The sequence below is a fragment of the Pseudoxanthomonas sp. JBR18 genome (genome assembly GCF_028198165.1).
Lineage (GTDB): Bacteria > Pseudomonadota > Gammaproteobacteria > Xanthomonadales > Xanthomonadaceae > Pseudoxanthomonas_A.
In genome coordinates this window covers 1,533,080-1,552,356 of sequence record NZ_CP116339.1, presented here as the reverse complement: position 1 = coordinate 1,552,356, position 19,277 = coordinate 1,533,080, and the positions used below count along the sequence as shown (strand labels likewise).

The 19,277-nt window shown below is 68.9% G+C and carries 20 protein-coding genes and 2 pseudogenes; 9 read left to right on the top strand and 13 right to left on the bottom strand.

The genetic code is table 11. From position 1 onward, the window contains the following. Positions 1-12: 12 nt before the first annotated feature. The 6 genes and pseudogenes from PJ250_RS07030 to PJ250_RS07005 form a co-directional block, all read right to left on the bottom strand. Positions 13-1,101, bottom strand: coding sequence for a hypothetical protein (locus PJ250_RS07030; protein ID WP_271647870.1), 1,089 nt, complete (start codon positions 1,099-1,101; stop codon positions 13-15). Then, on the bottom strand, positions 1,098-2,261 hold the full coding sequence (locus tag PJ250_RS07025; RefSeq protein ID WP_271647869.1) for an ATP-grasp domain-containing protein: 1,164 nt from the start codon (positions 2,259-2,261) through the stop codon (positions 1,098-1,100). The genes PJ250_RS07030 and PJ250_RS07025 overlap by 4 nt, the downstream gene beginning before the upstream one ends. Next, the gene (locus PJ250_RS07020; RefSeq protein WP_271647868.1) at positions 2,254-3,078 is read right to left on the bottom strand and encodes an MBL fold metallo-hydrolase; all 825 of its coding nucleotides are present in this window, start codon (positions 3,076-3,078) and stop codon (positions 2,254-2,256) included. Before PJ250_RS07020 ends, PJ250_RS07025 begins: the two co-directional genes overlap by 8 nt. Continuing rightward, on the bottom strand, positions 3,075-4,055 hold the full coding sequence (locus tag PJ250_RS07015) for an NAD-dependent epimerase/dehydratase family protein (protein WP_271647867.1): 981 nt from the start codon (positions 4,053-4,055) through the stop codon (positions 3,075-3,077). Before PJ250_RS07015 ends, PJ250_RS07020 begins: the two co-directional genes overlap by 4 nt. Beyond that, positions 4,055-5,068, bottom strand: coding sequence for a 3-oxoacyl-[acyl-carrier-protein] synthase III C-terminal domain-containing protein (locus tag PJ250_RS07010; protein ID WP_271647866.1), 1,014 nt, complete (start codon positions 5,066-5,068; stop codon positions 4,055-4,057). Before PJ250_RS07010 ends, PJ250_RS07015 begins: the two co-directional genes overlap by 1 nt. 268 nt (positions 5,069-5,336) lie before the next feature. Beyond that, a pseudogene (locus PJ250_RS07005) lies at positions 5,337-5,589 on the bottom strand (hypothetical protein); the annotation flags it as partial. Positions 5,590-5,680: 91 nt separating this feature from the next. On the opposite strand from PJ250_RS07005, the pseudogene PJ250_RS07000 reads away from it, so the two are divergent. Both PJ250_RS07000 and PJ250_RS06995 read left to right on the top strand, forming a co-directional pair. Continuing rightward, positions 5,681-5,867: pseudogene (locus tag PJ250_RS07000) on the top strand (two-component system response regulator BaeR); the annotation flags it as partial. A gap of 60 nt (positions 5,868-5,927) precedes the next feature. Then, positions 5,928-7,262, top strand: coding sequence for an APC family permease (locus PJ250_RS06995; protein ID WP_271647865.1), 1,335 nt, complete (start codon positions 5,928-5,930; stop codon positions 7,260-7,262). Positions 7,263-7,303: 41 nt separating this feature from the next. On the opposite strand, the gene PJ250_RS06990 is transcribed toward PJ250_RS06995, so the two are convergent. Further along, positions 7,304-7,900, bottom strand: coding sequence for a CGNR zinc finger domain-containing protein (locus tag PJ250_RS06990; protein ID WP_271647864.1), 597 nt, complete (start codon positions 7,898-7,900; stop codon positions 7,304-7,306). 120 nt (positions 7,901-8,020) lie between these two features. Between PJ250_RS06990 and PJ250_RS06985 the strand changes: the two genes are divergently transcribed. Then, complete coding sequence (locus PJ250_RS06985; RefSeq protein WP_271647863.1) at positions 8,021-8,911, top strand: alpha/beta fold hydrolase; 891 nt, start codon at positions 8,021-8,023, stop codon at positions 8,909-8,911. Between the two features lie 62 nt (positions 8,912-8,973). Here the strand turns inward: PJ250_RS06985 and PJ250_RS06980 are convergent, their stop codons facing one another. Then, on the bottom strand, positions 8,974-9,870 hold the full coding sequence (locus PJ250_RS06980) for a LysR family transcriptional regulator (protein ID WP_271647862.1): 897 nt from the start codon (positions 9,868-9,870) through the stop codon (positions 8,974-8,976). Positions 9,871-9,992: 122 nt separating this feature from the next. On the opposite strand from PJ250_RS06980, the gene PJ250_RS06975 reads away from it, so the two are divergent. From PJ250_RS06975 to PJ250_RS06955, 5 genes are all read left to right on the top strand, one after another. Further along, positions 9,993-10,730, top strand: a complete 738-nt coding sequence (locus PJ250_RS06975) for an SDR family oxidoreductase (protein WP_271647861.1) — start codon at positions 9,993-9,995, stop codon at positions 10,728-10,730. A gap of 75 nt (positions 10,731-10,805) precedes the next feature. Continuing rightward, positions 10,806-11,729 carry an SDR family oxidoreductase gene (locus tag PJ250_RS06970; RefSeq protein ID WP_271647860.1) on the top strand — a complete coding sequence of 308 codons (924 nt, stop codon included), beginning with the start codon at positions 10,806-10,808 and terminating at the stop codon, positions 11,727-11,729. After that, positions 11,729-12,217, top strand: coding sequence for a DUF1097 domain-containing protein (locus PJ250_RS06965; protein ID WP_271647859.1), 489 nt, complete (start codon positions 11,729-11,731; stop codon positions 12,215-12,217). The genes PJ250_RS06970 and PJ250_RS06965 overlap by 1 nt, the downstream gene beginning before the upstream one ends. Before the next feature lie 100 nt (positions 12,218-12,317). Next, positions 12,318-12,533 carry a tautomerase family protein gene (locus PJ250_RS06960; protein WP_271647858.1) on the top strand — a complete coding sequence of 72 codons (216 nt, stop codon included), beginning with the start codon at positions 12,318-12,320 and terminating at the stop codon, positions 12,531-12,533. A gap of 303 nt (positions 12,534-12,836) precedes the next feature. Then, entirely contained in the window at positions 12,837-14,204 is a 1,368-nt protein-coding gene (locus tag PJ250_RS06955; RefSeq protein WP_271647857.1) for a S41 family peptidase, read from the top strand. Between the two features lie 122 nt (positions 14,205-14,326). On the opposite strand, the gene PJ250_RS06950 is transcribed toward PJ250_RS06955, so the two are convergent. From PJ250_RS06950 to PJ250_RS06935, 4 genes are all read right to left on the bottom strand, one after another. Continuing rightward, on the bottom strand, positions 14,327-15,043 hold the full coding sequence (locus PJ250_RS06950) for an SDR family oxidoreductase (RefSeq protein ID WP_271647856.1): 717 nt from the start codon (positions 15,041-15,043) through the stop codon (positions 14,327-14,329). Positions 15,044-15,093: 50 nt separating this feature from the next. Beyond that, positions 15,094-15,768 (bottom strand): peroxiredoxin-like family protein, encoded by a 675-nt coding sequence (locus tag PJ250_RS06945; RefSeq protein WP_271647855.1) that lies wholly within the window; start codon positions 15,766-15,768, stop codon positions 15,094-15,096. Between the two features lie 67 nt (positions 15,769-15,835). Next, positions 15,836-16,606 carry an enoyl-CoA hydratase/isomerase family protein gene (locus PJ250_RS06940; protein ID WP_271647854.1) on the bottom strand — a complete coding sequence of 257 codons (771 nt, stop codon included), beginning with the start codon at positions 16,604-16,606 and terminating at the stop codon, positions 15,836-15,838. A gap of 40 nt (positions 16,607-16,646) precedes the next feature. After that, a complete protein-coding gene (locus PJ250_RS06935) occupies positions 16,647-17,282 on the bottom strand; it encodes a glutathione S-transferase family protein (RefSeq protein ID WP_271647853.1) in 636 nt (211 codons plus the stop codon). A 135-nt stretch (positions 17,283-17,417) separates the two neighbouring features. Between PJ250_RS06935 and PJ250_RS06930 the strand changes: the two genes are divergently transcribed. Continuing rightward, positions 17,418-18,293: a LysR family transcriptional regulator gene (locus tag PJ250_RS06930; RefSeq protein ID WP_271647852.1), complete on the top strand. Its 876-nt coding sequence runs from the start codon at positions 17,418-17,420 to the stop codon at positions 18,291-18,293. A 108-nt stretch (positions 18,294-18,401) separates the two neighbouring features. On the opposite strand, the gene PJ250_RS06925 is transcribed toward PJ250_RS06930, so the two are convergent. Then, entirely contained in the window at positions 18,402-19,157 is a 756-nt protein-coding gene (locus PJ250_RS06925; protein ID WP_271647851.1) for a glutathione S-transferase family protein, read from the bottom strand. Between the last annotated feature and the right edge of the window lie 120 nt (positions 19,158-19,277).

Below are 19,277 nucleotides of genomic sequence, written 5' to 3'. Positions count from 1 at the left end.
GATGCCAGCCATTCACAGCTGGTACTTCCGCATCAAGGGCACGCCCAGGCGACAGGTGAGGCTGGACAGCAACGACACCACGGCGCGGCTGGCACGCGCCGCCGGTGGCAGCCACACCGCGCTGTACTCGATCGCAGGCGTCGCACCGCGCAGCCGTTTGAAGCCCGCTGCACCCGCACTGAGGTTGAGGTGGCGGCCACTGCGCAGCGCCTCGTCGAAGCCGCAGGCGGTCAGTGTGCGGTACAGCCCCAGGCGCTGTGGCCGGGAGGTGTCGTAGCCGACGATGGGTGTGGTCATGGTGGTCCCGGTGCCGAACATGCCGGCGATGCACAGCAGCTGGCCGTCGTCGTCGCGGAAGCCGCGCAGCTGCAGCAATCCCCTGCGATGCCAGTCACGCAGCATGGTGGCGTGGTAGGCCGGGTTGTGCCGCGAGTACTTGTCCAGGTACAGCTGCGCGTACAGCGCGGCGATCCGTGGGTAGTCGGTCTCGACGAATGCGGTCTCCGCGACATGCCGCAGGTCCTGGCGCTGCAGCAGGCGCAGATCGGCCACCAGATCGCGTCCGCACGCCGGCAGGCCTGCTTCGCGCAGGTAGACCTGACGGCTGGCCACCAGCAGGAAACCACGCGCCCGCAACGCGGTCAGCCAGTCGGCGTCGTGCACCGGGTTGAGCGAGCGGAACCACAGTGCGTGGTCCGGCCAACCCGTGCGGGCTTCATCGATCAGACCGGCGAGATCGAGCTGATCCAGCGCCGGGTAGAGGTTGGTACTCAGCCCCCAGTTGTTGAGCGAGACCGCGCGGTCGATGCGCGCGGCATCCAGCAGCCGACCCACGCCCGCGCACAGCATCGACAACGGCCGTGCCTGCCAAGGCGGCAGCAGGCGCCGCGCCTCCTCGGCGGCGTAGTCGGCATAGGTGGTGCGAGGTGAACACACCCAGGCATTGCCACGCCCGACCGCAGCGACCATGGCCGGCACCGGCAGGCCGCCGCCGCGCAGCACGTGGATGCGGGCGTGCAGGTTGTCGGCCAGCTGCGTGGCATCGCCGCCGTCATGGAGTGCGGCGAAGGCCTCGGCCTGTTCGCGATAGCTGCGGCTCATGGCGCCAGCGGGTCCCCGTCCCACTCGCAGTCAGCGGTGGCGGCGGCACGCAGGCTGGTGCGCTGGCGCAGTGCGGTGCCCGCGATGGCCGCGAGATCGGCCACGACCATCGGCAGCGGCGCGCGGTCGCCGGGCACGGCCAGCACGTCATCGGCCCGCGCCATGTCCACGCGCCAGGCGGGCAGCGCACCCTGCAGCAGCGCACGCGGCAGCGCTTCGAGCCACATCAGCGCGCCCAGCATCGCGGCGCGGCCGTGACCGGGGGTCAGCACGCCCTCACGCTGGCCCGCCAGCGCGGCAGGAAGCGGGTCGTGCGGCGCGAAAAGATGCACGCCGCTGGTGCCGCGTGGATTGCATTCCAGGACCCACGGCGTGCCGGCGTCATCGATAATCCAGTCGAAGGCGATCTGGCCGGTGTAACCAAGCTTGCCGACCAGCGTGGCCGCGAACGCCTGCAGGGCCGGCCGCGTGACCGGATCGAAGTAGTAACTGGCGCTGCGCCGCAGGCGATACCGCGGCGCATAGACCGCATGCGCCAGCAGGCGCCCGCGCATGGCCACCACATAACTGCAGTACTCGCTGCCCCGGACCAGCTGCTGCGCGACCCAAGGCCCATGTCCGGCCAGCGGCGGGGTAGTGGCGGTGATACCGCCGGGCAGCACCCGCACGAACGTGCCGAAGCGCGAGAACTCCGGCTTCAGTACCACCGGCGCGTGTCCACACAAATCGCGTGCCTCGTCGAGTATCTGCACGCGCGCGCTGTCGGGCACGCCTACGCCGCAATCTCGCGCCAGCTGCAGGAACTCCCATTTGCTGTGCAGCTGGCGCATCAGCGCGAATTCGCTGCAGGCCACGCTCAGCTGCGCGGGCAGCTGCGGACGCACGTGGGCCACGTACAGCGCCTCCTCGCAGGTGGGCAGCAGCAGGTCGATGGCGTGCTCGCGGGCGATGCGCGACAGGTCGTGCGCGAAGGCCGCCAGCGCTTGCCGCGGCGGCGCCAGGCGATGCCGCTGCGTGACCGCGCGTGAGCTGCCCGTGCTGTGCGCCGGCAGGCTGTCAGCCACGTGCACGCGCCAGCCGGCCGCATGGAATCTGCGCGCCAGGTCCAGCGTGATCGGCGCGCGTGCGCCGGTCATCAGCACGCCTGGCGCCCTAGCCATGCGTGTGCTCGCGCCATTGCCGGCAGTGCGAGGGCACGATGCGCAGTCGTGGGTGTGCGCGGCGCAGTTCACGCAGGTGCGCCAGCGTCTCCAGGTAGCGCGGCGTGTCGCCCAGCCAGCTGCTGACCAGGCGCGGCGGCGGCGCGGCATCGACCAGCGCATCGCTGGACCAGGCCGCATCGCCAATGAGGAACACTGGCCCCTGCGCGTCTTCGAACCACAGGCCGAAGTGCCCCGGCGCGTGGCCCGGCAGCGGCACCAGCAGCAGGCGCCCATCGCCTAACAGGTCGTATCCCTGGCCGAAGGCCTGCAGGGCCGCGGGCAGCGAGCAGGCGGGGCGCTGCTCGAACCAGTCCATGCGCGGTGTGGCGCCTTCCAGCAACCGCGGCAGGAAGCCCTGGCGCGTGGCCGACCAGCGGTTGCGTCCGCGCAGGTCGTCCCACGCTGCCTGCGACAGCGCAATGCGCGCACGCGGGAAATCGGCGATGCCGGCCACGTGGTCGCCATGCAGGTGCGACAGCACGACCCAGCGGATGTCATCGGGGCCGATGCCCGCGACACGCAGCTGTTCGACCAGCGGTTCGTGTGGCTGCAGATGCACCGGCGTCACCCAGCGATACAACCGCTCGGGGAAGGCCTGCGTGGCGGTGAGGAAATGCGCGGCGTAACCGGTATCGAACAACATCCAACCCTGCCGCGGATGCTGCAGCAGGGCGGCCAGGGACGGAAATTCGCAAGCGCCCAACGCACCGTCGCGGCGCGTGGCGATCTCCGGGTGCCGGCAGTGCCCGGCCTCGAACAGGCGCCAGCGGATCATGCCCGCACGCTCCGCGCGAATCGCGCCAGGCCTTCGGCGATGCTGACGCGTGGCGTGTAGCCCAGTTCTTGGCGCGCCCGGCCAATGTCCAGCGTCTGCGACCAGCCGATGACGCCCACGCTGTAGCGGGTCAGCCGGGGCTCCGGGCAATCGCGACGGCGCCGTGCAATGGCTTCACCCACCCCAGCCAGCCCGACCGCCAGCGTGCGCGGCACCGGCACCATGCGCACGCGCAGGTCGCAAGCCTCGAATACCTGCCGTAGCAGCGCGGCCACGGCGATCGGCTCGCCATTGCTCAGGTTGTACGCGCGTCCGTCACCCGGCACCGCAGGGGACAGGCAGGCCAGCGCGGCATCGACCACATTGTCGATGTGGGTGGTGTCGATGATCGCGCGGCCGCCGTGCACCAGCGGAAACCACCCACGCCGGGCCACGGCCAGCAGGCGCGGGAAGATCGCACGGTCGCCTTCGCCAAACACGGCGCGCGGGCGCAGCACCACGCAGGGCAGGCCCTCGGCCGCTGCTTGGCGCACGCGCACCTCCGACTCCCACTTGGTGCGCGCGTAGTCGGTGATCCAGCGCGCGGGTGGGGCGAAGTCCTCGGTGACGGCGTGCTGGTCCGCGTACCGGAAGTAGATGCTGGGCGAGCTGAAATGCACGAAGCGCCTGATCTGGGCGCGCCTGGCCGCGTCGAGCAGCCGCTGCGTGGCCAGCACGTTGTCGCGTTCGAAGGCCGCGGCAGGGCCCCATGGCGTCGAGCGCGCGGCCGGGTGGATGACCGCCTCGCAGCCGCGCAGCAAGGCGTCCAGGTCGTCGCGGCACAGGTCTACCGGGCGCACCGCGATGCCGCCCGGCAGTCGTGCCAGCGCCTGCGGGTCACGCCCGCTGGCCACCACCTGTTCACCGCGCGCCTGCAACGCCAGCACGATGTGCCGGCCGATGAAGCCCGACGCTCCGGTCACCAGCACCGCGCCCATCAGTAGCGCAGCACTACGCCGCCCAGCGAAAGCCCCGCGCCCGAGCCAACCAAGGCGATCGTGTCGCCGCGTCGCACCCGGCCGGCACTGAGCGCGTGATGCAGCGCAGTGGGGATGGAAGCGGCCATCTGGTTGCCATGGGTGTCCAGGATGCGGACCAGCAGCGCCGAGGGCAGGCCCAGCGCGCGCTCCAGGTGGCGCAGCGCCTTGCTGCTGGCCTGGTGCGGCACGATGCACCGCAGCTCGCCCAGTGCGACGCCTGCACGCTGCAGCAGCCCATCGATGAACTTCGGCAGCTTCTGCGCGGCCAGGCGATAGGTCGGCTTGCCGGCCATCTCGAAGCGCGCCGCGGCCAGATAGGCCTGTGGGTCATCGGCCACGCGCAGGCGGGTGCCCCCGGCGCGCACGCGGCAGTGGTCGGCGCCCTCGGAGAACGTCTGCAGGTGGGCGGCCAGCACCGCCGAGCGGCCGGTGGCGTCGGCTTCCAGCACGACGGCGGCCGCGCCGTCGCCGAACAACGGTGCGGTGTCGGGATCGTCCCAGTTCAAACCGGCTGTGGCGACCTCACTGGACACGATCAGCACGCGGCGATAGCGCCCTCCGGCGATGGCCAGCGACGCAAGATCCAGCGCAGACAGAAAGCTCAGGCAGCTTGCGTTGACATCGAAGGCCCCGATGCCGCTGCCGGCCAGTCCCAGTTCGCGATGGATGAGTGCGGCAGTGCAGGGCAGGGCCTGTTCCATGACGCCGCAGGCCGAGATCACCACATCCACCTGGTTCGCTTCCAGGCCGGCGCTGCCCAGGGCCTGGCGCGCGGCCTGGGCGCCCATCCAGGAAGATGTTTCACCAGGGCCGGCATGCGGCCGCTCGGTCATGCCCATGTGTCGCTGGGTCCACCCGGCGGGCTTTCCCAAGGACTGGTCGAACCGGGACGAGTCCACCCGCTCGCGCGGGACATAGATCCCGCTGCTGATGATGCGGACGCCGAGGGCAGGCGGGGAGGGGGACGACATGCGCCGATCTTCCGTGATCAAAGCGAGCCATCATAGCGAGCCCGGGCGCTCGCCGCAGTGGGCCGGAACGCCAGCCGTGAGGCGGCTTCGGGCGAAGGGCGGCCACACCGGCGTGATGTCGCATCCACCGTGTGCCGCCAGGATCGGGGACCTCAACCCCGGGCAAGACCTCCATGAAGTTCCCGCACCCCTTGTTGTCGTCGGCCGCCACGGTGATGACCCTGCCTGCCTGCCTGCCGCCGCCACGCCATGACGGCGGCCGCGACCATCAACACGATGACTCCAGCCACCATGATGGCCCGACCGACCAGCATTGAGGCGGCGTCCTCGTCGGGCGTGCCCGGCGTGGCCTGGGCCAGACGCCGGCCTGCGCGTCGGCGTCGCCGCCGAGCACCTCGTCCAGCGTCACCCGGTTGTCGGCTTCGGTCAGGCGCTGGCCGATCAGGTTCTGCTGGGCGCTGTAGAGCGAGCGCTGCGTCCAGGTCGCGGTCCACGCCAGTGCGCCAGCGCGCATCGGCCAGACAAGAGCCGCGCCCGATCCACCATGGGCAGCTCGACCCGCCGGTGCGTGGCCTGGCTATCGACGTCCGCCGGCAACCGCGCATTGCTGCACAGGCGCTGGACCTGACCGCAGCGGAGTTCCGCATGCTGCGCAGCTCTGCTGGAGCCGCGTGACGGCGACCACCGCATCGTCACCGACCGCACCGTCGACAGCCACGTGCGCAACCTGCACGAGGCCGGCCTGGCCGGCGACCCGATCCGCTCGATCAACGGCATGGGCTACCGGCTGGAAGCCTGAGCGCTCGCCTTCGACGGCGTGCGCGTGCGACGCTGCGGCGTCCTTCTTCGCACGCCCTCCATGTCCGCTCCTACGCCGACCAAACCCCTGCAGGGCGACGCCGCCCTGATCCGCGCCGTGGGCGCCTTCGCCCTGACTGCGGCGGTCATCAACATCATCATCGGCGGCGGCATCTTCCGCATGCCGGCCACCCTCTCGCTGCAGATGGGCGCGGCCGCGCCGTTGGCGCTGCTGGCTGGGGCGCTGGCCATCATTCCGGTGACCCTGTGCTTTGCCGCCATCGGCAGCCGCGCCAGCGCCACCGGCGGGCCGTATACCTACGTGGGCACCACGTTCGGCCCCTTTGCGGGGTTCATCGCCGGCTCCCTGATGTGGATCGGCAATGTCGCTTCCAGTGCGGGGGTGGCCGCGGCCCTGTCCAGCCAGGTCGCCAACCTGATCCCTGCGCTGGGCACGCCGACCGCACGCATGGCATTCCTGACCGCGGTCTATGGGCTGATGTTCGCGCTCAACGCGTTCGGGGTGAAGCTGGGATCGCGCGCCATCGCCACGCTGGCCACGATCAAGCTGACGCCGCTGTTCGTCCTGGTGGCGTGCGGGATCTGGTTCGTGGACTGGAGCCAGGTGAGCTTCCTGCCCGGGGAGGTGCCGTCCTGGGGCGCGCTGGGCATGTCGATGGTGCTGGTGATCTTTGCCTATTCGGGCGTGGAGACCGCGCTGATTCCGTCCGGTGAAGTGCGCGATCCCTCGCGCAACGTGCCGCGCGCGACGATGGTGGCCATCCTGCTGGTGGTGGCGCTTTACCTGGGCTTGCAGATCGTGGGCCAGGGCCTGCTCGGGCCGGCCCTGGCCAACAGCGGCGTGCCGCTGGCCGAGACCGCCGCGGCGTTGTGGGCACCAGCGCGGGTGCTGTTGCTGATCACGGCCTGTGTCTCGATGGCCGGCTTCCTGCTGGGCAACCTGCTGGCCTCTTCGCGCTCGTTGTTCGCGCTGGGCCGCGACGGCTTCCTGCCCTCGGCCTTCGCCAAGGTGACGCCGCGCCACCGCGTGCCGCTGCTGGCGCTGGTGGTGCACGCACTGCTGGCATGGTCGCTGGCGCTGGGCGGCAGCTTCGATGCGCTGGCGCTGGTGTCCGGCGGGTCCAACTGCCTGGTCTACCTACTGGTCTCCATCGCCGCCTGGCAGGCGCAGCGCCTGGACCTGCGCGAGCGCGGCGAACCTTTCGTGCTGTGGGGCGGCCCGCTGATCCCGCTGCTGGCGGTGGCCGCGATGGCCGCCATCGTCACCACGCTCTCCTCGAAGGAATGGCACGCCATCGGCGTCGCGCTGCTCGTGTTGGTGCTGATCTACGGCGTCTTGCGTGCGCTGGGACGCAAGGTGCGCGTGGGCGACTGAGGCGCCGTCGACCGACTGACGCGCTGCGGCAACGGACGCCGTTACGACGCGGTGTCGCTGTTGCGTTTTCTGAATTGTGCGGCCTTATGCCGGTTGCCGCACTGGGCCATGCTGCACCAGCGGCGCTTGTGCGACTTGGTGCGGTCGTAGAACCAGAGGATGCAGTCGGGGTGCTCGCATTGCTTGACGAGCGCGAAATCCCCCTCGACCAGCAGCGTGGCCACTGACTCGGCAACCGGCCCAAGCCGTGCCGCTGCATCGTCACCCGCCGCCCGTCGCTGCAGCACGAGGTGGCCGTCGATGTCGTGCGCCAGATGCGGCGTGCTGCGGTACGCGTGCAGATGCTGGTTGAGGTCATCGAGCTGCACGGCCTGGCCCGCCTTGCGGCTGACGACAAGTGCGCGCGTGAGCGCGCGCAGCGACCGGGCCTGCGTCAGCAACGCCGCCTGGCCGCGCGCGTCCGGCTCGGCGGCTTCGAGCCCCAGGCGCGACAGCCATGCGCTCACGTCCGCGCCCGTGCGCCACAGATCGACGTCCTGGCCTTGGCTGCGCACCTGCGTGTTGAGCAGATCCATCGCCCAGTGATCGCCCACCAGCGGCGGTTCACCCGGGGCGGGATCGCGTCGTGCCTCGCTCATCAACATAACCTCTTAAATACCGATTGACAGGTTATCACGGGCACGCCTAGACTGCGGGCAAGTAACCTTAAAAAGTGATTTTGAAAGGTTACTCTCAACCCATCCGCAAAGGAATTCCTCATGAGCATCACCCCCGCTCTGGCTGCCGCCGTTCCGGTGCACCACCACACGCTCGACGTGCAGGGCGTTCGCCTGTTCTATCGCGAGGCCGGACCTGCGAACGCGCCCACTGTCCTGCTGCTGCACGGCTTCGGCGCCTCGTCCTACATGTTCCGCAACCTGATTCCCGTGCTCGCGCAGCGCTATCACGTGCTGGCACCGGACCTGCCGGGCTTTGGCCAGACCGAGGTCGCGGCCGGGACGCGCTTCGACTACACGTTCGACCGGCTGACCTCGGTCATCGACGCCTTTACCGCAGCCAAGGGCGTCGACCGCTATGCCCTCTATGTCTTCGACTACGGCGCGCCGGTGGGCTGGCGGCTGGCCGTGCAGCATCCGGACAAGATCACCGCGATCGTCAGCCAGAACGGCAACGCCTACGAAGTAGGTCTGAGCGAGGGCTGGGCCGATGCGCGCACCGCCTGGGCGCACCCGACCGCCGAAAACCGCGAGGCGCTTCGCCACTTCAACACGCCCGAGATGATCCGGTGGCAGTACGAGGAAGGGGTCAAGGATCCCTCGCTGATCGCGCCGGAAACGTATCAGCTGGCCTCGGCGGCGATCGCCCGCATCGGCGAGGCGCCGCAGATCGACCTGCTCGCCAACTACGGCGAGAACGTCAAGCAGTACCCGCAGCTGCATGCGTACTTCCGCCAGTACCAGCCGCCGTTGCTGGCCATCTGGGGCGAGCATGATCCGTTCTTCGTCCCCGCGGGCGCGGAAGCCTTCAAGGGCGATCTCCCCGAGGCGCAGGTGCAGTTCCTGGACACGGGGCACTTCGCGATCGAGACGCACGGCGATGCGATCGCCAAGGCGATGCTGGAATTCCTGGATCGCAACCTCACGCGCTGACCGTGGGCGCCGCCGCGTCGTTGCACGTGGCAGTGCGCTTCTGCGCTCAAACGACGCGCCGGTCAGCCCAGCGCCTCGGCATACACCTGGGTGATCCAATCCACGAACACCCGCACGCGTGGCGGCGGGTTGCGGCTGGGCAGCAGCAGGTGCACGGGAATCGGCGGCGGGGCCCAATCGGCGAGCACCTGCACCAGTGCGCCGCTGGCCAGTTCATCGGCCACGCCCAGTGGCGGGATCTGGATCAGCCCGTATCCCCGCACGGCGGCGGCCACGTAGCTGCGCGACTCGTTGACCTTCAACCAGCCCCCGATGGGGAAGTCGCGCGGCTTGCCGTCGACGAGAAACGCAAACGGATAGTCGATGTCGTGGTTGGGCGCGAAGAAGCCCACCGCCTGGTGCTGGGCCAGTTGCTCGGGATGGGTGGGCGTGCCGTGTTCGGCCAGGTAGGCCGGGCTGGCGCAGACCACCTCGTGCAGCGTGGCCACGCGCCGGGCCACCAGGGAGGAGTCACGCAGCGGCCCGCTGCGCAGCGCGCAGTCCACGCCTTCTCGCACCAGGTCCACTAGCCGGTCGCCGCTGCTGATCACCAGCGCGATGTCCGGATAGCGCGCGTGGAACTCGTGCAGGCGCGGCAGTACCACTTGCACCGCGTGGCTGCCGTGCATCTCCACGCGTACCTGACCGCGCGGGCGGGCGGCGACGTTGCGCACGGCGCCTTCGGCCTCTTCCAGCTCGGCCAGCAGGTGCACGCAGCGCTCGTAGAAGGCCTGCCCATCGACGGTGGTGCGCACCTGGCGCGTGGTGCGCTCCAGTAGGCGGCTGCCCAGGCGGGCCTCCAGCTGCTTGATCGCATGGGTGGCGGTGGCCCGGGGCAGGTCCAGCTCGGCCGCCGCGCGGGTGAAGCTGCCCAGCTCCACGATGCGGACGAACAGGTGCAGGGAATCGAAGCGGTCCATACGCACTATTGTTGTCCCAGATTGAATGGTTCTGGCAACTGCCGCTGGTTTATCCAAGCAGGGCCAATGGCCAGACTGTGCCCATCCCGCCGGCCCGACCGGCACACGATGAGGATTTCGCCATGAGCACTTCGAACAAGACCGCGCTGGTCACCGGCGCCTCCCGCGGCATCGGCCGCGCCATCGCCCAGCGCCTGGGTGCCGACGGCTTCAACGTGGTGGTGGGGTATGCCGGTAACGCGGCCAAGGCCGCCGAAACGGTGGATGCCATCGTCGGCGCCGGTGGCCAGGCCATCGCGGTGCAGGCCGATGTGGCCGACGCGGCGGCCGTGGAGGCCCTGTTCGCGCAGACCGTCGAGCGCTTCGGACGCGTGGATGTGGTGGTCAACAGCGCCGGGGTGATGGACATGGCGCCGGTCACGGCCGAGAGCCTGGACAAGTTCGACGCGATGGTCGCCACCAATCTGCGTGGCGCCTTCCTGGTGCTGGCCCAGGCCGCCCAACACGTGGCCGAGGGGGGACGCATCGTGGCGCTGTCCACCAGCGTGATCGCCAAGTCCTTCCCTGGCTACGGCCCGTACATCGCGACCAAGGCCGGTGTGGAAGGCCTGGTCAAGGTTCTGGCCAACGAGTTGCGCGGCCGCAACATCACCGTCAATGCCGTGGCCCCCGGCCCGACCGGGACCGAGTTGTTCCTGACCGGCAAGAGCGAGGAACAGATCGCCCAGCTGGCCAAGCTGCCGCCGCTGGAGCGCCTGGCCACGCCGGAGGACATCGCCGCGGTCGTGGCCTTCCTCGCCGGCACCGACGGCAGCTGGGTCAACGCCCAGGTGCTGCGCGCCAACGGCGGTTTCGCCTAAGCACCAACGCCGCTTCCTACCGCTGCATTCCACACAGGCGCTGCCGCCAGGCAGCGTCGACGGAGTCCCCATGCCATGAACACGCACCAAGACAAGCAGGTCATCCTGATCACCGGCGCTTCCAGCGGCTTCGGCGCCCTGGGCGCCCGTGCCCTGGCCGCCGCCGGCCATACCGTCTACGCCAGCATGCGCGACATCGCCGGCCGCAACGCGCCGCAGGTGCAGGCGTTGCGCGAACACGCCAGCCGCCACGGCGTCGACCTGCGCGCGCTGGAACTGGACGTGCAATCGCAGGCATCGGCCGATGCCGCCATCGGCCAGGTCATCGCCGACCACGGCCGCCTGGACGTGCTGGTCCACAACGCCGGGCACATGGTGTTCGGTCCAGCCGAAGCCTTCACGCCCGAGCAGTACGCTCAGCTCTACGACGTCAACGTGCTGGGCACCCAGCGGGTCAACCGCGCCGCGTTGCCGCACCTGCGCGGCCAGCGCAGCGGGCTGCTGCTGTGGGTAGGCAGCTCCAGCACCCGCGGCGGCACGCCGCCGTTCCTGGCGCCTTACTTTGCGGCCAAGGCCGGCATGGATGCGCTGGCGGTGAGCTACGCCAGCGAGCTGGCGCGCTGGGGCATCGAGACCAGCATCCTGGTCCCGGGCGCCTTCACCCAGGGCACCAACCACTTCGCCCACAGCGGGACACCGGCCGACACCGCACGCGCGGCCGAGTACGCCGAAGGCGCCACGCGTGGACTGGCGCAGCAGGCCAACGACGGTCTCGCGGCGGCCGAGCCACCGGACAGCGACGTGGCCGAGGTCGCCAGCGCGATGGTCGGCATCGTCAACACGCCGGCGGGGCAGCGTCCGTTCCGCGTGCACGTGGATCCGTCCGATGACGGCGCGGCGGTGGTCAATGCCGTGGCCGACCGCGTGCGCGCCGAGTTCCTGCGCCGTATCGGTCTAGGCGATCTGCTGCGCCCACAGATCCCGCGCGAGGTGGCGTGATGTCCGCACCTGCCCAGCGCCTGCCGCGCACCTTGGGCGAATCGGCGATCGCCGCGGCCGCCGCCGGCACGGCCACGCTGCTGATCGAGGTCCCGGTCTGGGCGATGTTCATCGGCTGGATCGGCTACTTCTCGCGCGGTCTCAACCTACGCCAGGGCCTGTCGAACCTGAGCTGCGTGCTGGCGGGCCTCCTGATCGGCGTCGTGGCCTCCATGGCATTGGCGGCACTGGTGCCGTCACTGGGCGCGGCCACCTTGCCGATGGTGGTGTTCGTGGTCGCGCTGGTGGTGCTGACCGCCTCGCGCGTGACGCCTTTGAACAATCCGTTGGCTTACTTCCTCGGCCTGGTCTGCTGGTTCGCCGCGCACCAGCCGCCCTCGGTGCGACTGCTGCTGGAACTGGCCACAGCGGTGCTGCTGGGCTCGATCGCCGGCTGGTTGGCCGCAAGCCTTCCGCATCGTGTGCCTAACAACAGCACGGCGGCCTGAGCGCCATGCCCTGCGCGGCGCACGCCGCCGGCCGCGCAGGGCGCATGACAGGCGGCATCCATGCGCAATTTCCGTTAATCCCTCTTTGGAATTCACCACCATGCCCTTTGCCAACTACAAGTTCCCCGAAGGCCTCCTCGATGCCGACCGCAAGGAAGAGATCATCCACCGCACCACCGCCATGTTCGTCGAATACTTCGGCGAAGGTGTCCGCCCCTACACCATGGTGCTGGTCGACGAAGTCGCCGACGGTGGCTGGGGTCGCGCCGACGAGACCCTGACCCTGGAGAAGATGGGCTTGCCGCCCAAGTCCTGATCGGCCCCTTGAGCCGGTGGGTCTCCGGTCGCTGACGCAGTTCGCTGACGGCAGCGGCCGGGCCATGTGGACGCGCACCATCGCCGGCAAGATCCACACGCCCTAGCGGCCGACAAGCCTCAGGCGTCTCGTCAACGGCGGTGCGCGGTCAGGGACGTTCCCATTCGCTTGTCGACGCTAACGCGATCTCCACCGAGGCAACCCGGCTCGCCTCGTCGACGCGCCCACGCAGGCACCGCGCGCATCGATGCCCCGCCGGGGACTGTCCTTGAAAGCTGGCCAATCCTAAACAACGCCCCTACGATGCCCTTCCCCGACGACAAGGAAGTTGGAGCGATGGCGCGTGCGCTGTGGGTGTTGATGTTGCTCGTCGTGCATGCCACGGCCAATGCGCAGACGGTCTGGCGCGCACTTGGCGTGGAGACCCAGGTCAATGGCTCGGGCGACGTGCTCGATGACGCGGGCTCAAGCCTTGTACTGGTCTCGACGCAGATCGGCAAATCCGGATTCTCCGGATCCATCACCTCGTTGGATGCCACCGCGTATCGCGGCCGGGACATGGTCATCTCAGGCCTGCTCCAGGTCGAGCGCGGTGCGGGCAATGGCGCGATCTGGATTCGCGCCGACCAGGCGGGAAAGCCGCTGAATTTTCAAAACACGCGCGACAGCCCCCTGATCCATCAGGACGGCGCACAGCGACGGGAGGTTCGCCTGTATGTCCCGTTGTCCGCAACGAGGCTGGTGTTCGGTGTCACGCTCGACGCTGTGGGAAGCCTCAACGTGGCTTCGCTCATGTTGCGCGACGAGGTGGCATCGACGAGTGCTGCTTCGGCATACGACGTGCTGGACGCGGCGCTCTCCATCACGGGCAGCAAGGCGCTCAACCGGGCCAAGGTCGACTGGCAAGCCGAGCGTGCCCAACTGCTGACATCCGATCTGAAGGCACTGCCGGCCCAGGAGGCCTATCCGAGGATCCACATCGTGTTGGCAAAGTTGGGCGATCGCCACAGTTCCCTAATGACGACGAGCGGGGTGAAGCAGTATCGGACCGATGCGCGACCGACCCAGGAACTCGAGGCAAAAGTCCTGGGCGAGATCGGCTATCTACGGCTGCCAGGACTGATGGGGAAGGGCCCTGCCGCCGGCCGCGCCTTTTCCGCCCGTGTCTGCCGCGGACTCGAGGACATGGCGGGGGAGGCGTCATCGGGAATGATCCTGGATCTTCGCCAGAATCCTGGCGGGAACATGTGGCCCATGATGAATGGCCTGTTCCCCTTGCTTGGCAGCGGCGACATCGGTGCCTTCCGCGATGCGGACGGGGACCTCATGCCTTGGAAAGATCGGATCGTGGCGTCCTGCAGCGACGACATGACGGCCATGCCCGTGGCTGTATTGATTGGGAGAGGCACGGTGAGTTCGGGCGAGGCAGTGGCGACGGCGTTCAAAGGGCGTCCCGGCACCCGCTTCTTCGGGAAACCCAGCGCGGGACTTTCCACCGGGAATCGACTTTTCCCGCTCCCTGATGGCAGCGGGCTCCTGTTGACCTCGACCGTGGACGTCGACCGAACCGGTCAGGCCTTTCCGAGCGGGCTCACCCCCGATGTCCTGATCGATGACGGTCAGGACGCCATCGCGATCGCAAGCGCCTGGCTGCGTTCTATTGACCGATAGGCTGATGCGTGGCCGAAGCGGCCACCGGTGCGGCGTGGACGCGTCCGGCTCGACGGATCCACCGCTTCAACATGGGGCTTGCGAAGAAGCCCGCCGGGCGCAGACGTCATGACCGAGCGCAGCTAAATTGCCAGCTTGCCGATGGAGGCGCCGCCATCGACATGCAGCGTCTGCCCGGTAATGAAGCCCGCATCCTCGGTCAACAGGAATTCGATTGCTGCGGCAATCTCCTCCGGTGTCCCGAAGCGCCCCATCGGGACACCGGCGAGATAGCGTTGTGCGCCGGCGCTTCCCTGGGGATTGTTGGCACGAAACAGTTCAGTCTCGGTGGGTCCGGGCGCGACCGTGTTGACGGTGATGCCAGTGCCCGCAAGCTCCAGCGCCCACGTGCGGCTGAAACTGACCAGCGCCGCCTTGGCGGCCGCATAGGCGGTACGCTGCGTCGTGCCGAGCACGGTCAGGCTGGCGATGTTGACGATACGGCCCCAGCCACGCGCCTGCATGCCTGGGAGCGTGGCCTGGACGGCCAGCAGCGCCGGATGCAGGTTGAGCTGCATGACCGCATCGAGATCGGCCAGCGTCGTGTCGGCCAGCAGTGCCGGACGCACCAGCCCGACGTTATTGACCACGCCATCCAGGTCGAAGCGCTCGGCGACCACGGCGAAGGCGGCCGCGGCGGCGATATCGTCGCCCAGATCGACGGGGATGAAGGCTCCCGGAAACGAGGGTGGCGCGTTCCGCGCCATGCCGATGACATGGTGGCCATCGGCGGCAAGCCGCCCGGCGAGCGCCAGGCCAATGCCCTTGCCGGCGCCGGTAATCAGGAAAGTACGGGACATGAGGGTTCCTTGCGGCACGCCCGCGATGCCGCGGGCGTGCCTTTGATGGATCAGGCGACGCGGCTGGCGAGCTGGCGCAGGACAGGCAGCAGTTCGGAGGGATCCGGGCGCAAGGTGTAGTCCGGGTTGACCTCCGCATAGACGATCGTGCCGTCCTGGGCGATCACGTAGCGCGCCGGCATCGGCAGGGTCCAGCTGTCGTCGCCATTGAACGCCGGCAGGTCGTTGCGCATGGAGGCATACAGGTCCACCAAGTAATCCGGCAGGGCGAAGCGCAAACCGAACGCAGCCGCGACTGCATTGCCCGGATCGGACAGGATCGGGAAGTCCAGGCCGTTTTGTCGCACCGACTTGCGGCTGTTGGCGGCAATCTGCGGCGAGATGGCCACGACGCTGGCGCCGGTGGCACTGAGCTCGGGCAGCGCCGCCTGCAGGGCCTGCAGTTCCATGTTGCAGTACGGGCACCACACCCCGCGGTAGAAGCTGAGGATCATCGGGCCGCGCTGCAGCAGCTCGGCGGAGGAGACCTGCTTGCCATCGGGGTCGTTGAGGATGAAGTCCGGTGCGCGGTCACCGGCCTTGCGTGCCCGCTGTGCGGCGCCGGAGGCGATCAGCTCGGCCGTGGCCTTGTGCATGGTGTCGATGACCGAGCGCGGCACGCTGTAAGGCGGCTTGCCGGCTTCGAAATCCGCCTTGAAGGCGTCGAGTTTGTCTTGCAGGGTCATGGGTGTACTCCAGGGATCTCGGGACGGGAAGCGCGCGGCATGGCGCGGAGCCACGCCGCGCATGAGGTCAGCCGGCCTGCGCTGCGTTGCGGGCGACCTCGGCGGCGCTGATGCCTTCCAGCGCCAGGCCGTAGCCGGCGCCTTCATCGACGATGCGGCGCAGCTTCTGGGTCAGGGCGATGCGGGTGTAGCGCGCGGTCAGCGGCGGCAGCGCTGCCAGTGAGGCGGCGATGTCGTGTGCGCGGACCAGCAGCTGGTCGGCCGGCACGATCTCGTTGACCGCGCCCCATTCCTTTGCGGTCTGCGCGTCCAGCACCTGGCGGGTGAGGATGAAATGGCGGCCGCGGATGCTGCCGACCACTTCGGGCCACAGCAGGTTGACGCCATCGCCCGGCACGATGCCGAAGTCGAAGTGCGGCTTGTCCTGGAACACCGTCTCCGGCGTGGCCAGCACGATATCGGCCAGCAGCGCGTACTCGGAGTGCAGCAGGACCGGACCGTTGAGCGCGGCGATCAGCGGCACCTCGATGTCGAGCAGGTTCATCAGGACCTTCTTGCCCTCGCGGAAGATCTTGTCGTAGCCGCGTGGGGTGAAGAAGTCGAAGCCATCCGGACTGATCGCATCCATGAAGGCATCGCCGCTGCCGGTGAGGATCACCACGCGGTTGTCCGGATCCGAGCCGATGTCATGGAACAGGTCGACGAACTGTTCGTGGGTGTGGCCGTTGAAGACCAGCTTGCCGCCGTCGGTGTGCAGGGCGACCTCCAGCACGCCGGCAGGCGTACGGGTCAGGCGGGCATTGGGATAGGCGTTGCGGTAGCGATCGAAGCGGGACATGGGTGTGCCTTGGTTGGTGGGGGTTGGGGGTGGGAACGGATCAGGGAGCGGGGACGAGGGCGTTGACGCGGGCGATGGCGCGCTGCACGGCCGGACGCGCCTCGATGGCGGCGTACCAGCGCTGCAAATGCGGGAAGTCCTCCAGCGCGATGCCGGCGAACGCGCGACGCCAGAACCAGCCGAAGTGGGCGATGTCGGCGATGGAATAGGTGTCGCCCGCGACCCAGGTGCGTTCGGCCAGCAGGCCGTCGAGCAGCGCGCTCACGCGGCGGGCCTCGTCGGCAAAGCGCTGCAGCGCCAGCGGCTGCGGTTCGGGGGCAAGGGTGCGGAAGTAGCCGGCGTTGCCGAACGCCGGGCTCACCGCCGAGGCGTGGAAGAACAATTGTTCGAAGACCCGTGCACGCGCCTGCGGCTCGGTGGGCAGCAGCTGCCCGGCGGTCTCGGCCAGGTGCACCAGAATCGCGGCGGACTCGGTGAGCACCTGGCGCCGCCCGGCGGCATCGGTCTGCACCAGCACCGGCACCTTGGCATTGGGGTTGAGCGCGCGGAACGCGTCCTGGCGCTGCGCGCCCTGCTTCACGTTGATCGTGTGCAGGGCGTAGTCCAGCCCCAGTTCCTCCAGCGCGATCGGGACCTTGACGCTGTTGGGGGTGGCGAATGCGTAGACCTCGATCATGACCGGCTCGTGTGCTTTGAAGGGCGGCGGGCGCCCGGTGCAGCAAAGTCTGGACACCACGTGCTCGGAATGGCAGACAGGTAGAATCGATAATCCTCATTCCCGGCAGGAATACCATTGGATCGTCTGCAGGCCATGTCCACCTACGTCCAGGTGGTCCAGACCGGATCGTTCTCCGCCGCCGCCCGCGTGTTGCGCCTGGGCCAGCCCGCGGTCTCCAAGACCATTGCCCAGCTCGAACAGCACCTGCAGGTGCGCCTGCTGATGCGCTCGACCCAGGGCCTGACGCCGACCGAAGCGGGTCTGCGCTTCTACGAGCACGCGCAAGTGGTGCTGCAGGAGGTGGAAGAAGCCGAGTTGGCCGCGCGTGGTGCCGGCGCCAACCTGTCCGGCCGGCTGCGCGTCTCGGCTGCGACCACCTTTGCGCGGCTGCACGTCATCCCGGCGTTGCCCAGGTTCCTGGAGGCACATCCCGAGCTTGAGATCGACGTGGTGCTGGACGATCGGCCGATCGACCTCATCGGCGAAGGCATCGATGTCTCGCTGCGCATGGGCCGACTGGCCGACACCGGGCTGGTCGCACGTCGACTTGCCAGGACACGACGCCTGGTCATCGCGAGTCCGGCCTATCTCGCGCGCGCCGGTCGACCGAAGACCCCGGCCGATCTTGCCGCGCACCAGACCCTGGTCTTCAGCCAGCAGGACAGCACCTGGGAGTTCCAGCGCGCCGGCCGCAGCGTCTCGGTCAGCGTCCGCGGCCGGGCCCGTTTCAGCGCCGCCGAAGGCATCCGCACCGCGGTGCTGGCCGACATGGGCCTCACCATCGCATCCGAATGGATGTTCACGCCCGAGCTCGCCGATGGCCGCGTCCAGGCGGTGCTGTCGGACTGGTCGCTGCCGGACATCGACCTGTGGGCGGTGTTCCCCAGCGGCCGCATGGCCACGGCCAAGGCCCGCGCATTTGCGGAGTTCGTCGAGGTGGCTGTCAATCAGGCAGGAGATTCAGGCTAGGCCACGCTCCACGCTTGGTTGCGATTGACCGGCTTCTGCTTCCGGCGTCGTGGCCCGTGGGTCAGCTACCCGCGTGGCCCCGAAACACCCGACGCCTTCCCGGCCCGCTCAATCCAGCCGCATCACGCCCTTGCGGGGCGTCATGGTGCCGAGGGTGTCCGCGCTCAGCGGTTCGCCCATCGACAGCAGCAGGTCGCGCTGCTCGGGCAGGGGCACCCGGGCGACGGCGTCCTCGATCCTGGCCAGCCGCGCGAACTCCGGCAGGGACAGCACCCGCTGCAGCCAGGCGGCGGTCAACGGCCAGCGCGTGGCATCGACCTCCACGCGCACCATCGCCGCGTTGCGAAAGAAGCTGGCGATGGTGATGTCGGCGATGGACAGTGCCCCCAGCACAAAGCCATCGGACGGCATCTGTGCCTCCAGCCAGTCCAGGCTGGCCGGCAATTCCACATCGCGCGCACGGTTGAAGCGCGCCTCGTCCAGCGGCTCCTTGAACAGGAATCGCTTGGGCCCGCGTTGGTAGAACATGTCGGTGACGATGACTTCGCCCAGGCGCGCATCGGCGTATTCCTCCAGCCAGCGCGCCTGCGCGCGCTCACCCAGGTCGGCCGGGTAGAGCGACGGCGTCGGATGGCGCTCCTCCAGGTACTGGCAGATCACCGTGGAGTCGTTGATGACCCGCTTGCCGTCGATCAGCACCGGGATGCGCCGCAACGGACTGAGCTGCTGGAAGGCGTCGCCGCCCAGGAACGGGGCAATGGGATCGATGCTGTAGCGCAGGCCCTTGTGGGCCATCACCACCAGCACCTTGCGCACGTAGGGCGAGATGTAGCTGCCCACGATGTGATAGACCGGCTCGTGCATGTGATCCTCGTAGACGACGTGGATGCCCCAGCCTAGCGCGATCGCGGTGTGGGAGCCGCCATGGCGGCGAAAGGCCCCACCGGGGAAGCCTCATCGCTGCCATGGCGACTCCCACGCGCA